This is a genomic window from Klebsiella spallanzanii, from assembly GCF_902158555.1.
Classification (GTDB): domain Bacteria; phylum Pseudomonadota; class Gammaproteobacteria; order Enterobacterales; family Enterobacteriaceae; genus Klebsiella; species Klebsiella spallanzanii.
In genome coordinates this window covers 267,150-280,256 of the sequence record NZ_CABGGS010000023.1, presented here as the reverse complement: position 1 = coordinate 280,256, position 13,107 = coordinate 267,150, and the positions used below count along the sequence as shown (strand labels likewise).

General features: G+C 53.1%; 12 protein-coding genes. 2 read left to right on the top strand and 10 right to left on the bottom strand.

Annotation, left to right across the window (positions count from 1 at the left end; all coding sequences use genetic code 11):
* Positions 1 to 16 precede the first annotated feature (16 nt).
* The 6 genes from nuoF to FN082_RS16390 all read right to left on the bottom strand — a co-directional run bounded on the left by nuoF (position 17) and on the right by FN082_RS16390 (position 6,464).
* Positions 17 to 1,354 carry an NADH-quinone oxidoreductase subunit NuoF gene (gene nuoF / locus FN082_RS16415; protein WP_139539159.1) on the bottom strand — a complete coding sequence of 446 codons (1,338 nt, stop codon included), beginning with the start codon at positions 1,352 to 1,354 and terminating at the stop codon, positions 17 to 19.
* Complete coding sequence (gene nuoE, locus FN082_RS16410; protein WP_004104075.1) at positions 1,351 to 1,851, bottom strand: NADH-quinone oxidoreductase subunit NuoE; 501 nt, start codon at positions 1,849 to 1,851, stop codon at positions 1,351 to 1,353. The genes nuoF and nuoE overlap by 4 nt, the downstream gene beginning before the upstream one ends.
* A 2-nt stretch (positions 1,852 to 1,853) precedes the next feature.
* Positions 1,854 to 3,662: an NADH-quinone oxidoreductase subunit C/D gene (gene nuoC / locus FN082_RS16405; protein WP_139539160.1), complete on the bottom strand. Its 1,809-nt coding sequence runs from the start codon at positions 3,660 to 3,662 to the stop codon at positions 1,854 to 1,856.
* 87 nt (positions 3,663 to 3,749) lie between these two features.
* The gene (nuoB, locus tag FN082_RS16400) at positions 3,750 to 4,424 is read right to left on the bottom strand and encodes an NADH-quinone oxidoreductase subunit NuoB (RefSeq protein ID WP_002913178.1); all 675 of its coding nucleotides are present in this window, start codon (positions 4,422 to 4,424) and stop codon (positions 3,750 to 3,752) included.
* A 15-nt stretch (positions 4,425 to 4,439) separates the two neighbouring features.
* Entirely contained in the window at positions 4,440 to 4,886 is a 447-nt protein-coding gene (gene nuoA / locus FN082_RS16395; protein WP_139539161.1) for an NADH-quinone oxidoreductase subunit NuoA, read from the bottom strand.
* 651 nt (positions 4,887 to 5,537) lie between these two features.
* Positions 5,538 to 6,464, bottom strand: a complete 927-nt coding sequence (locus FN082_RS16390; protein WP_142981930.1) for a LysR family transcriptional regulator — start codon at positions 6,462 to 6,464, stop codon at positions 5,538 to 5,540.
* Positions 6,465 to 7,358: 894 nt separating this feature from the next.
* Here FN082_RS16390 and alaA point away from each other — a divergent pair.
* Complete coding sequence (gene alaA, locus FN082_RS16385) at positions 7,359 to 8,576, top strand: alanine transaminase AlaA (protein WP_139539163.1); 1,218 nt, start codon at positions 7,359 to 7,361, stop codon at positions 8,574 to 8,576.
* An 88-nt stretch (positions 8,577 to 8,664) separates the two neighbouring features.
* Positions 8,665 to 9,264 (top strand): 5'-deoxynucleotidase, encoded by a 600-nt coding sequence (gene yfbR, locus FN082_RS16380; protein ID WP_139539164.1) that lies wholly within the window; start codon positions 8,665 to 8,667, stop codon positions 9,262 to 9,264.
* 48 nt (positions 9,265 to 9,312) lie between these two features.
* On the opposite strand, the gene FN082_RS16375 is transcribed toward yfbR, so the two are convergent.
* The 4 genes from FN082_RS16375 to yfbV all read right to left on the bottom strand — a co-directional run bounded on the left by FN082_RS16375 (position 9,313) and on the right by yfbV (position 12,928).
* Entirely contained in the window at positions 9,313 to 11,145 is a 1,833-nt protein-coding gene (locus FN082_RS16375) for an SLC13 family permease (RefSeq protein WP_139539165.1), read from the bottom strand.
* Positions 11,146 to 11,221: 76 nt separating this feature from the next.
* Positions 11,222 to 11,881 carry a sugar phosphatase gene (locus FN082_RS16370; protein ID WP_139539166.1) on the bottom strand — a complete coding sequence of 220 codons (660 nt, stop codon included), beginning with the start codon at positions 11,879 to 11,881 and terminating at the stop codon, positions 11,222 to 11,224.
* An 11-nt stretch (positions 11,882 to 11,892) separates the two neighbouring features.
* Complete coding sequence (locus FN082_RS16365; protein WP_139539167.1) at positions 11,893 to 12,387, bottom strand: YfbU family protein; 495 nt, start codon at positions 12,385 to 12,387, stop codon at positions 11,893 to 11,895.
* A gap of 85 nt (positions 12,388 to 12,472) precedes the next feature.
* A complete protein-coding gene (yfbV, locus tag FN082_RS16360; protein WP_142981929.1) occupies positions 12,473 to 12,928 on the bottom strand; it encodes a terminus macrodomain insulation protein YfbV in 456 nt (151 codons plus the stop codon).
* Between the last annotated feature and the right edge of the window lie 179 nt (positions 12,929 to 13,107).

Genomic DNA, 13,107 nt, shown 5'->3' with positions numbered 1-13,107 from the left:
TAAATAATTCTTTAGATTACCAGCGCGTCTTAAGCAGGTTCGGCTGAATACCGTTGATTGCATGGGTATTGCTGAACTGCTGCTTGATGCCTGCCTCGAATTCTTCGCGGAAATATTTAATCGCGCTCTGCAGCGGCTCAACCGCGCCCGGCGCGTGCGCGCAGAAGGTTTTCCCCGGCCCGAGGAATCGACACAGTTGCTCAAGTGTTTCGATATCCCCCGGCTGACCTTCGCCGCGCTCCAGAGCGCGCAGAATTTTCACGCTCCACGGCAGCCCGTCGCGGCACGGCGTACACCAGCCGCAGGACTCGCGGGCGAAAAACTCTTCCAGGTTGCGCACCAGCGATACCATGTTGATCTCGTGGTCAACGGCCATCGCCAGCGACGTCCCCAGGCGGCTCCCCGCTTTACCGATGCTTTCGAATTCCATCGGCAGGTCAAGATGCGCTTCGGTCAGGAAGTCGGTTCCCGCACCGCCCGGCTGCCAGGCTTTGAACTTCAGGCCATCACGCATGCCACCAGCGTAGTCTTCGAGGATCTCGCGCGCGGTGGTGCCGAAAGGCAGCTCCCAGACGCCAGGATTTTTCACCCGACCGGAGAAGCCCATCAGCTTGGTGCCAGCATCTTTACTGGTCGAAATGTTCTGATACCACTCAACGCCGTTAGCCAGAATCGCCGGGACGTTGCACAGGGTTTCGACGTTGTTAACGCAGGTCGGTTTACCCCACACGCCAGAACTTGCCGGGAACGGCGGCTTGGAACGCGGGTTCGCGCGGCGGCCTTCGAGGGAGTTAATCAGCGCGGTCTCTTCACCGCAGATGTAGCGCCCTGCCCCGGTGTGCACGAACAGTTCGAAGTCAAAACCGGTGCCGAGGATATTTTTCCCCAACAGGCCCGCCTCGGTGGCTTCGGCAATCGCGCGACGCAAATGCTGCGCTGCTTCGATATATTCTCCGCGCAGGAAGATGTAGCCGCGATACGCTTTCAGCGCAAACGCGGAGATCAGCATGCCTTCCACCAGCAGGTGCGGCAGCTGTTCCATCAACAGACGGTCTTTATAGGTGCCCGGTTCCATTTCATCGGCGTTACACAGTAGATAACGGATGTTCATGGACTCGTCTTTCGGCATCAGGCTCCACTTCAAACCGGTGGAGAAGCCCGCACCGCCGCGCCCTTTCAGGCCGGCGTCTTTTACCGCAGTGACGATTTCATCCGGTGCCATTCCAGAGAGCGCTTTACGTGCCCCGGCGTAGCCGTTTTTACTCTGGTATTCATCCAGCCATACCGGCTGTTTATCGTCGCGCAGACGCCAGGTTAACGGATGGGTTTCGGCAGTACGAATAATGGTTTTCATTTATACCGCTCCAGGAGGTCAGGAATCGCTTCCGGCGTCAGATAACTGTGAGTGTCCTCATCAATCATCATGGTCGGCCCCTTGTCGCAGTTGCCCAGGCAACAGGTCGGCAGCAGAGTGAAGCGGCCATCAAACGTGGTTTGACCTGGTTTGATGTCCAGCTTCTTCTCGATAGCCGACTGAATGCCCTGGAACCCGGTGATATGGCACACCACGCTGTCGCAGTAGCGGATCACGTGACGGCCAACCGGCTGGCGGAAAATCTGGCTATAGAACGTCGCTACGCCTTCTACGTCGCTGGCCGGGATCCCCAGCACATCGGCGATGGCGTAGATTGCGCCGTCCGGCACCCAGCCGCGCTGCTTCTGAACGATCTTCAGCGCTTCAATGGACGCCGCACGCGGGTCTTCGTAGTGGTGCTTCTCGTGCTCAATCGCCTCACGCTCTGCCGCACTCAGCTCAAAAGCCTCGGTTTGTGGTTGTTGATTCTCGTGCATAATTAGCGGTCCACGTCTGACATAACAAAATCGATACTACCCAGATAGACAATCAGGTCCGATACCAGGCTGCCGCGAATCGCCGCCGGGATCTGCTGCAGGTGCGCATAGCTCGGCGTACGGATACGGGTGCGATAGCTCATGGTGCTGCCGTCGCTGGTCAGGTAGTAACTGTTTATACCCTTCGTCGCTTCAACCATCTGGAAGGATTCGTTGGCCGGCATGACCGGGCCCCAGGAAACCTGCAGGAAGTGCGTAATCAGGGTTTCGATATGCTGCAGCGTGCGCTCTTTCGGCGGCGGCGTGGTCAGCGGATGATCCGCCTTGAACGGGCCTTCCGGCATGTTATCGAGGCACTGCTGAAGAATGCGCAGGCTCTGGCGCAGCTCTTCCACTTTCAACATCACACGGGTATAGCAGTCAGAAACGCCACCACCGGTCGGGATTTCGAAGTCGAAGTTTTCATAGCCAGAATAAGGACGCCATTTACGTACGTCGAAACCAATACCGGTCGCGCGCAGGCCCGCGCCAGTGGTACCCCACTCCAGCGCTTCTTTCGCGGTATAGGCGGCAACGCCTTTTGAACGGCCAATCAGGATGGTGTTGCGCAGCGCGGCTTTCTCATACGAGTCCAGACGCTTCGGCATCCACTCAAGGAATTCACGCAGCAGGCGATCCCAGCCGCGCGGCAGGTCGTGGGCGACGCCGCCGATACGGAACCAGGCCGGGTGCATACGGAAGCCGGTAATCGCTTCCACCAGATCGTAGATTTTCTGACGGTCGGTAAAGGCGAAGAAGACCGGCGTCATCGCGCCGACGTCCTGAATAAAGGTCGAGATGTACAGCAGGTGGCTGTTAATACGGAACAGCTCGGAGAGCATCACGCGGATCACGTTGACGCGATCCGGCACGGTGATCCCGGCTAGTTTTTCCACTGCCAGCACGTACGGCATCTCGTTAACGCAGCCGCCGAGGTATTCGATACGGTCAGTGTATGGGATGTAGCTGTGCCAGGACTGGCGCTCGCCCATCTTTTCAGCGCCGCGGTGGTGATAACCGATGTCCGGCACGCAGTCGATGATCTCTTCGCCATCCAGCTGCAGAATAATGCGGAATGCACCGTGGGCGGACGGGTGGTTCGGGCCGAGGTTGAGGAACATGAAGTCCTCGTTTTCAGTGCCGCGCTTCATGCCCCACTCTTCCGGTTTGAAAGTCAACGCTTCCATTTCCAGATCCTGTTTAGCTTTGGTCAGCTCAAACGGGTCGAATTCGGTGGCGCGCGCCGGGTAGTCTTTGCGCAGCGGGTGGCCTTCCCAGGTTGACGGCATCATGATGCGACGCAGATTCGGGTGACCATCAAAGGTCACGCCAAACATCTCCCAGGTTTCACGCTCGTACCAGTTGGCGTTAGGGTACAGTTTGGTAAAGGTCGGCAGATGCAGATCGTTTTCAGACAACGCCACCTTGAGCATAATGTCGCGATTGCGGTCTACTGAGATCAGGTGATAGAAAACGGAGAAATCCGCAGCGGGCAGGCCGTCACGATGCGTGCGCAGACGTTCGTCCATGCCGTGCAGGTCAAACAGCATCACGTAAGGTTTCGGCAATTTCTTCAGGAAATCACCCACCTCAAGCAGCTGTTCACGCTTCACCCAAACCACCGGAACGCCGGTGCGGGTAGGCTGAACGGTAAAGGCATCCGGCCCAAAACGGTTGCGCAGTTCGCCAATCACCGGATCATCAAGATGATCGCGGGTTTGCCAGGCTGGTGCGGCGTCATGCGCGGTTAAATCGGTCATATTGTTCACCATTGCAAAAGGTCCGTGGTGACTGCTGGCGAGGCTTCGCTGCTTTAGTAGATTAATTTGCGAAGTTTCTATCCCACCCGCAGGCGCAAGTTAAATCTCGTCCGGAGTCCGCAGATTGGTCACTGCAATACGTTCGCCGCGTTTACGCTCGCGCTCCGACTGCATATTGGCGCGATAAACGCCCTGATCGCCAACCACCCACGAGAGCGGACGGCGCTCTTTACCAATGGACTCCTGCAGCAGCATTAACGCCTGCATATAGGCTTCCGGGCGCGGCGGGCAGCCCGGGATGTAAACATCAACCGGGATAAACTTGTCCACACCCTGTACGACAGAATAAATATCGTACATACCGCCGGAGTTGGCGCATGCGCCCATCGAGATAACCCACTTCGGCTCCAGCATCTGGTCATAAAGACGCTGAATGACCGGTGCCATCTTGGTAAAACAGGTACCAGCAACCACCATCAGGTCAGCCTGACGCGGGGAAGCACGCAATACTTCGGCACCAAAACGCGCAACGTCATGCACCGCAGTGAATGACGTCACCATTTCCACGTAGCAGCAAGAAAGGCCGAAGTTGTAAGGCCAGATTGAGTTCTTACGGCCCCAGTTCACCATGTCATGCAACGCGTGTTCGAGCTTCCCCATATACACGCTTTTGTTGACTTCTTGCTCCAGGGGGTCGGTTACGATCTCCTGTTTTTGCAGGGGGTAACGGTCGTTCTCACCGTTAGGATCGATGCGGGTGAGCGTATAATCCATCTTATTGCCTCGCTTTTACTGCGTATGACGGTTAGTGGGACTGTCTGTATCCGGGTTAACCAGCGTGCGACGGGAGCGCGTAGGCGTCCAGTCCAGTGCGCCGATACGAACGAGGTAAACCAGACCAGCCAGTAGCACTAAAATGAAAATTGCGGCTTCCACAAAGCCGACCCAACCGCTTTCGCGGATAGAAGTCGACCATGCGTAGAGATACAGGGCTTCCACGTCGAAAATAACGAAGAACATGGCAACCAGATAAAACTTCGCAGAAAGACGTAAGCGAGCCGAACCAACAGAGTCGATCCCGGATTCAAACGGCGTGTTCTTGCTACGCGCGCGCGCGCGACCGCCGAGGTACCAGCCGCCGACAAGCATCAGGCAGCACAGGCCGATAGCGATGATGAGAAATACAGCGAATGCCCAATGATGAGCGATGACTTCAGTGGATGTTGACATACGCATTGCTTAACCAAAAAAGTGTAGCGCTAAAACCCTCTGCTCTTACTGGCAGATGAACGCCACAGCGTTTCACGGGGAGGAATAAAAAAATAGCCGTGCAAAAAAGCGTCCCTGGTAGATGTGGAAGGCCAGTTGCGGTGGCTTTTTACTCCTTTCATTAACCTTTTGTCAACTTTAACAAAAGTTTTTACAACATTAATTTACATTGGATTTTTTTCATTAACATTAAATGCCCTTTTATGCGGAATAACCTTGCATACCATTCGGATTTAGTGCTGTTGAATCGTGTCCGTTTCCGCCGTAAATCAAAATTACCCGTCTATTTTGACAGGATTTAGCCACGATTCCTCCCCCTAAGGAGGGGTATTTTCTTGATCTGTGACACGCTTTTGTTAATTCAATCAAGAAAACAGCAACAAACCATCCGGTTTTTTAACATTAGCAGGAAGTATTGAAAGTGCAGAGAAAAGTAGAGAAGTGAGAGAAAGAGCAGGTCTAACTTACTGATTTAAATAAAAACAACTCAACAAAACATTCAATTCATCAATAAAATTTGAAAAAAAAGAACCACAGCGTCCATTTTTGACCTCTGTGGTTCTTTTTTGCACTTACATTTTGTTACCAGTTTTTGTGATGTTTGTTAGCCTTTTCCCCTCACAAAACGAAGGAATTATCTCCCCCTTCAGGGGTACAAACTTGCTGCTCCGACCACGATTCACGGTCTGCACTAAGTGACTGGAAAATAGCCTGAGCTAATTCGCTGGCTTTCTGGGGATTACAGCTCAACAGGTAGCGTGTATCCGGTAATCCCGGCAAGCCATCGCTTCTGCCAGGCACACGCAGCACCGGACTCATCATTTCGACCGGCTGCGCCGTGACGCCGAGACCAGCCATCACCGCTGCCTTTACGCCCGCCAGAGAGGAAGCCTCATGGGCCAAATGCCAGGACACCTGAGCGGTATTGAGTACTTTGATAATATCTTCACGGAGCGGGCCTGGCGCATCCAGCAGGATAAGCGGAACGGATTCTCCCTGCGGGACAACGTAATCGGCGGCGCAGTACCACAACGTTGGCGAAGTGCGTAATGTCAGCATCTCGACGTTTTTCATCTGCCGCGTAGTCAAAGCAAGATCGATTGCCCCACTCGTCAGCATCGCTTCGACATCAACATGATTGAGAACTTTGATTTCGAGGGAAAGTTTAGGGTAAAAGCTGCCGATCCGGTTCAGCAAGAACGGTAAAATGGTATCCGCAGTCTCATCAGATGCGCCAATAGTCAACGTTCCCTGCAAGCTACCGAACATAAGCGACATGCAGGCTTCATCATTAAAACGCAGAATTTTCCGCGCGTATCCCAGTAGCTGAATACCTTGCTCAGTCAGGAGCTTATTGCGCCCGTGACGGGCAAAAAGTTCTTTTCCGACCAGTTGCTCCAGCCTCTGCATTTGCTGGCTTACCGCTGACTGAGTGCGCTGCACCGCAGCTGCAGCGGCGGCAAACGTGCTGAGATCGGCGACAGCAACGAAGGTTCTCAGGAGATCGAGGTCTAAATTTAGTATCGGACGATTTTCATTTATCATATTTGCTTCACTTAAAAGCGGCTAATGCTTGCCTGCCTTATTGATGCTGTGCTCCAGGCTTCCGGCTATTCCTTAAGCCTCGTGTTCCCCACCCAAAACCGATGGATGAACAACTGGACGAACGTTATTGCATTTGAAAGCGCTCATCCGCAGCAAATGTGCGAAATTTCTGAGTAATATTTTGTTCGTACTTCTAAGCGCTATTAATTACGACCTTCCCGCTTTCTGTGATGCAACGCAAAAAATAACGTTCGATGGACGCAGCCTGCGCTTCACAAGCGACAAAAGCTTGCCACGGCCCTCAACAAGACGAACAAAAACCTGCAATAACAATGTATTAATAAAGAATAGCAACTACCTGGCATAGCCATATGTCAATATTAACGGTGATATTCTAACCGAAAACCACAATATTTATAAGAGTTATTCAGTATTATCTCAGGTAATTTTAAACACTTTTCAGCGCTTTAATTAAATTAACAAATCTAAGAATATTCTCTGAGTAAATTAGAAAACATTAATCAATTAAATGTTTTCATTAAAAGTATCCAGCAAACTTGTTACAAATTTCTGTGCATTGTGAATTAAAAGTTCATCAAAAGAGTTGCTCGTTTCATGCGTGAAAAACAAGCGATCAGTAGCCCTTAGGCAACAAACCAGATAAACGTTCACAAAAAGACCACAACACGCAACATAAAACCATATCACAAACAATAAAAGGCATAATGAATAAATTAAATCGCCAATCACCAGGTATATTGATTAATCCAAAAAAACAAGAATGGCAAAATCTTCTCCTGTTAACCCTTCAAAACAGCGGGGATGCGGAGTACATTATTCCGTGCTGACTTCCACGGCAGGGAGTGGCGATAACAGCTAAAAGGTCAAAGGTTCATGTCCCCCATCGAAAAATCCAGCAAGTTAGATAACGTCTGTTACGACATCCGCGGCCCGGTACTCAAAGAGGCAAAACGCCTTGAAGAGGAAGGCAACAAAGTCCTGAAGCTGAACATCGGCAACCCGGCGCCGTTCGGCTTTGATGCGCCTGACGAAATCCTCGTTGATGTCATCCGCAATCTGCCTACCGCCCAGGGCTACAGTGATTCAAAAGGCCTTTATTCCGCACGTAAAGCCATCATGCAGCACTATCAGGCCCGCGGCATGCGTGATGTGACGGTCGAAGATATTTATATCGGCAACGGCGTTTCCGAGCTTATTGTCCAGGCCATGCAGGCGCTGCTGAATAGCGGCGATGAAATGCTGGTGCCCGCGCCGGATTATCCGCTGTGGACTGCAGCAGTAGCGCTCTCCAGCGGTAAAGCGGTGCACTATCTTTGTGATGAGTCGTCCGACTGGTTCCCGGACCTGGACGATATCCGCGCAAAAATCACCCCGCGTACTCGCGGTATCGTGATTATCAACCCGAATAACCCGACCGGCGCAGTGTATTCGAAGGAATTGCTGATGGAGATCGTTGAGATCGCCCGCCAGAATAACCTGATCATTTTCGCCGATGAGATCTACGATAAGATCCTCTACGATGACGCGCAGCACCACTCGATTGCCCCTCTGGCGCCGGATCTGCTGACCATTACTTTTAACGGGCTGTCGAAGACCTACCGCGTTGCCGGTTTCCGTCAGGGCTGGATGGTGCTTAACGGACCGAAGAAACACGCAAAAGGTTATATCGAAGGCCTGGAGATGCTGGCCTCTATGCGCCTGTGCGCCAACGTCCCGGCCCAGCACGCGATTCAAACGGCGCTCGGCGGCTATCAGAGCATCAGCGAATTTATTATCCCCGGCGGCCGTTTATACGAACAGCGTAACCGCGCCTGGGAGTTAATTAACGAAATACCTGGCGTATCGTGCACCAAGCCGAAAGGCGCGCTGTATATGTTCCCGAAAATCGACGCCAAACGCTTCAATATTCATGATGATCAGAAGATGGTTCTCGATTTTCTACTGCAGGAAAAGGTCCTGCTGGTTCAGGGCACTGCCTTTAACTGGCCGTGGCCGGATCACGTGCGTATCGTGACCCTTCCGCGCGAGGACGATCTGGAAATGGCCATTACCCGCTTTGGGCGCTTCCTTTCCGGTTATCACCAGCTCTGATTTAACGCCTCCTGCCGCCGGAATTTGCATCCGGCGGCAATCCCTGCGCACAATGACACCCGACGTCGTAACTGATTAAGGGTCCCTAATGAGTCAGAGTCACTTCTTTGCCCATCTCTCCCGTTTGAAACTGATCAACCGCTGGCCGCTGATGCGCAATGTCCGCACCGAAAACGTCTCCGAACACAGTTTGCAGGTCGCGATGGTTGCTCATGCCCTGGCAGCGATTAAAAATCGTAAATTTGGCGGCCAGGTTAACGCCGAACGAATCGCGCTACTGGCGATGTACCACGATGCTTCGGAAGTCCTGACCGGCGACCTCCCGACTCCGGTTAAATATTTCAACTCGCAGATTGCGCAAGAATACAAAGCCATCGAAAAAATAGCCCAGCAGAAGCTGGTCGATATGGTTCCTGACGAGCTGCGCGACATTTTTGAGCCGCTCATCGACGAGCACCACTATAGCGAAGAGGAGAAATCCCTCGTCAAGCAGGCCGACGCGCTTTGCGCCTATCTGAAGTGCCTGGAAGAACTATCGGCCGGGAATAACGAATTTCTGCTGGCCAAAGGCCGTCTTGAGAAAACGCTGGAATCACGTCGCAGCGAGGAGATGGACTACTTTATGCAGGTATTTGTGCCGAGCTTCCATCTTTCGCTGGATGAAATCAGCCAGGATTCGCCTTTATAAACGGCTCCCCGGCCAGCATGAACCTGACCGGGGAATTTAACTGCTTACTCAGAACGGGAACAACACCGGGATCAGCAGTACGCACACCACCATAACCAGCACGGTAAACGGTACGCCGATTTTGACAAAATCGCTGAAAGAGTACTTGCCTGGCCCCAGTACCAGCGTGTTCACCGGCGACGATACGGGCGTCATAAACGCTGCCGAAGCCGCCATTGCCACCACCATCGCGAAGGGATAAGGCGATACCCCCATCGACTTCGCCGCAGCCAGCGCAATGGGCGCCATCAGCACCGCAGTGGCGGTATTTGAAATAAACAAGCCGATTGCCGCGCACATCACGAACAGGCAGCCGAGCATCAGATAAGGCCCTTTGCTTCCAGCCACATCCATCAGACCTTTAACAACCAGATCCACGCCGCCGGTTTTCTGCAGCGCCAGGGCAAAAGGCATCATCCCGACAATCAAAATAATGCTCGGCCAATGAATGGCTTTATAGGCGCTTTCGGCGTTGATACAGCGGAATTTCCCCATCAGCAGGCAGGCGATGATAGCCGCTATTGGGTTAGGAATTTCGTCAGTCAGCATCAAAGCGACCATCAGCACCAGGCAGAAAATCGCATGCGGTGCCTGGCTGTGCGCAGGCGAGGCGTCATTAACCTCAATGGGCATATTCAGCACCACAAAGTCGCGGCCCCGCTTGGCCAACAGAGCTATCTGCCGCCAGTTGCCCACCACCAGCATGATATCGCCAAGCTGCAGAGCTTCGTCGGTCACCGCGCCATCAAGGGCTTTACCATCACGCTTTAGCCCCACGATATTTAGATCGAAACGGGTACGGAAAGCAATTTCACGCACCGTCTTGCCAATCAGTTCGGAATCCGGGATCAGGGAGACTTCCGCCATCCCCACATCCAGCGCCTGATCGGAAAAATATTCGCCGCGCAGGACCATCGGCTCCAGCATTTGCTCGCCGCAGAACTGGCGTAAATCAACATCCGAGGCCGACATATCGATCAGCAAAACGTCACGGGCGCGGAATTCGGATACCCCGTTGACGTTAACAATAACCCGCCGAAAGCGCCTCCAGCGCTCAACGCCGATGACGTTGGCTCCGTAGCGCTCGCGAAGTTTTAGATCGTCCAGGCGCTGGCCAATCATCGGCGAACCGGGACGAATTGCCAGGCGGCGCGCCCTGCCCGTCAGGTGATAATCTTTAATTAAATCACGGAAAGTGCTTCTTTTGCGCCCATCGCGCACCAGCTCACCTTCCTCACCCTTAAGCATAAAGCGCATCACCAGCATATAAAAAACGCCCAGCACCAGTACAACGAGACCTATTGGCGTAACGCTAAAAAAGCTGAATCCCTGCAACCCCTCTCGCAAAAGCTCACTATTGACGACCAGGTTGGGCGGCGTGGCCACCAGGGTCATCATCCCGCTGATAAGCCCAGCAAAACTAAGCGGCATCATTAACCGTGAAGGGGACGTGTTCATGCGCATTGAAACGCTGAGCACCACCGGAATAAAAATGGCGACCACGCCCGTCGAGCTCATAAAAGCGCCCAGACCGGCAACGGTCAGCATTAAAAAGACCAGCATTTTGGTTTCGCTGTTACCGGCAACCTTCACCAGCCAGGAGCCCATTTTGGTCGCGACCCCGGTGCGCACCAGCCCATCGCCAATAATGAAAAGAGCGGCGATAAGGATAACGTTGGGATCGCTAAATCCTGAGAAAGCCTCGCTGAGGGTTAAGGTATCGCTCAGAACAAAAGCGACAATCACCAGCAAAGCGATAGCGTCCATGCGCACTTTTCCGGTGGCAAAGAGCACGACGGCTACGGCAAGAAGAGATAACACCCAAATCAATTCACCGTTCACAACTTATCCTTGTCAGAAGATGGAGTTGGAAGTTTGGCATAAAAAAGCCCCGCCAGTGCGGGGCTAAATCATGAGATTAGTCTTTAAGGCTAACATTCACATTGCCGTCGGACAGACGCTCAACCTGCAGGCTCTCAAGCGTCGTTAACACAAAATCTGCTTCATCAAGCCGCGGCGCATCCGCAGGCACATTTACCGCGATAGTGCGGCAGCCAGCAGTCAGCCCGGAGAGCAGCCCAGCTGGGGCATCCTCCACGACAGCGCAATCTTTCGGCTCCAGACCCAACAGTTCAGCCCCCAGCAGATATGCGTCCGGAGCGGGCTTTCCGTGCTTCACGCGCTCGGCGGTGACGAAAATTTTAGCGTCAGGCAAACCCGCCGCACGATGACGCGCGTGGGCGACAGGTATTGAGCCCGACGTCACAATCGCCCAGGGAATTCCGGCGTCGTCGAGAGTGTTGAGTAACGCAACAGCCCCAGGCAGCGCCGTTACGCCATCCGTATCCGTCGCCTCTACCGTTTCCAGCCGGGTGAACTCGGCCTGAATCTCTTCTTCGCTGCGGCCGGGTAGAAAATGACGCAACGAGGTTATCGCCTGTTTGCCATGAATGAAGTTCAATACTTCATCGTGCGGGATACCGAACCGATCCGCCCATTTGCACCACGAACGCTCCACGACCGGCAACGAATCGACTAATGTCCCGTCAAGATCAAACAGGAAACCTTTACACTGCACGGGAACCTCCATCAGGCGTTGATAATTTGATTAATTTCGTTGCTGCTTAAATGATACTGACGTGGGCAAGAGTGCCAGGTGCTCAGCATACGCTGGTATTTTTCCCACATCGGGGTCTGGGAGTTAAAGCCATGGGTTCCGGCATCGAAGTGGCTGTAGCGCCCTTCAATGTTCACCATAAAGCGAACATATCCGAGATAGCGTGCTTCGGTCGCCACGTCAAAACCAAGGAAAGTCACCCGACGCTCGTCGATTCCGCTGGCATCCTTCAGGTTCGTCCAGGAGACATGCAGCGCGTGATACATCTCCATGATATCAATGACGGTACGGCACGTTTCCTCGGTGAGCTGGCCAAATTCACGGTCCAGCTCGCGCATCTGTAGCCCATATCCACGCTCAATGATAGTCTGCAGACGGCGGTAGCGTTCAGCGTTGTCCGGGTCGAGCATCGTCATCATCTTGTACTGATTCGACAGAATCAGACGCTGCGCATTGGTCATTTCCATTTTTGACTCCTGTAGCACTTTACGACGTGAAAAAAGAAGGCGCATGAATCATGCGCCTTCTTTTATATGCGTTTTCCTGATGCAATTACAAATCATCCAGGAAAGTTTTATCCAGTTGTTTGAAGGCGCGCTTAAGCGTGTCAGCTAAAGCTTGATAATCGGGCTTACCGTTAAGCGGCGTCAGCGCCTGTCCAGCCTCCTGCAACTTACCGCGAACTTCATAAAACCAGTTCAGCGTGGACGGCGGCAGCGGGGTCACCGAACGCTTACCCAGCCACCATAAACCTTGCATTGGCAAGCTCAGCGCGAACAGCGCGGTGGCAACCGCGGGCCCTAACTGACCGCCGAGGGCGATTTGCCAGCATAACGTGAAAATCGCGACCGGCGGCATGATGCGAATCGCATAGCGCGTGGCGCGAATAATGCGGTTTTCAATAAACACCGGGGCAAGACGTTTATCCAGAGGCCAGGTCTTTGCATAGTGTTGCCCACGGCGAAACAAGCCAAAAAAACTGAAAGGGCGATTCTCGGGACCAGACATGACTTACCTCAACTTTACATATAAAACTTAAAATATTTGTGCAAAACACCAACTGTGCATGACAACGTTCAAAAGATTTTGGCAATGGGTGCGGCAATCAGGTATTCTGTGCGCACCTGAGGGGCGGTTAGACCCTTTTACCAGGTTAGTCAAATTATCGCACATTCTGCCATTGGCTG

Coding starts and splice junctions, on each gene's coding strand:
- yfbR (WP_139539164.1), top strand. CDS start 8,665: ATGAGTCAGAGTCACTTCTTTGCCCATCTCTCCCGTTTGAAACTGATC.
- FN082_RS16390 (WP_142981930.1), bottom strand. CDS start 6,464: ATGATAAATGAAAATCGTCCGATACTAAATTTAGACCTCGATCTCCTG.
- nuoA (WP_139539161.1), bottom strand. CDS start 4,886: ATGCGTATGTCAACATCCACTGAAGTCATCGCTCATCATTGGGCATTC.
- nuoC (WP_139539160.1), bottom strand. CDS start 3,662: ATGGTGAACAATATGACCGATTTAACCGCGCATGACGCCGCACCAGCC.
- nuoF (WP_139539159.1), bottom strand. CDS start 1,354: ATGAAAACCATTATTCGTACTGCCGAAACCCATCCGTTAACCTGGCGT.
- alaA (WP_139539163.1), top strand. CDS start 7,359: ATGTCCCCCATCGAAAAATCCAGCAAGTTAGATAACGTCTGTTACGAC.
- nuoE (WP_004104075.1), bottom strand. CDS start 1,851: ATGCACGAGAATCAACAACCACAAACCGAGGCTTTTGAGCTGAGTGCG.
- FN082_RS16365 (WP_139539167.1), bottom strand. CDS start 12,387: ATGGAAATGACCAATGCGCAGCGTCTGATTCTGTCGAATCAGTACAAG.
- yfbV (WP_142981929.1), bottom strand. CDS start 12,928: ATGTCTGGTCCCGAGAATCGCCCTTTCAGTTTTTTTGGCTTGTTTCGC.
- nuoB (WP_002913178.1), bottom strand. CDS start 4,424: ATGGATTATACGCTCACCCGCATCGATCCTAACGGTGAGAACGACCGT.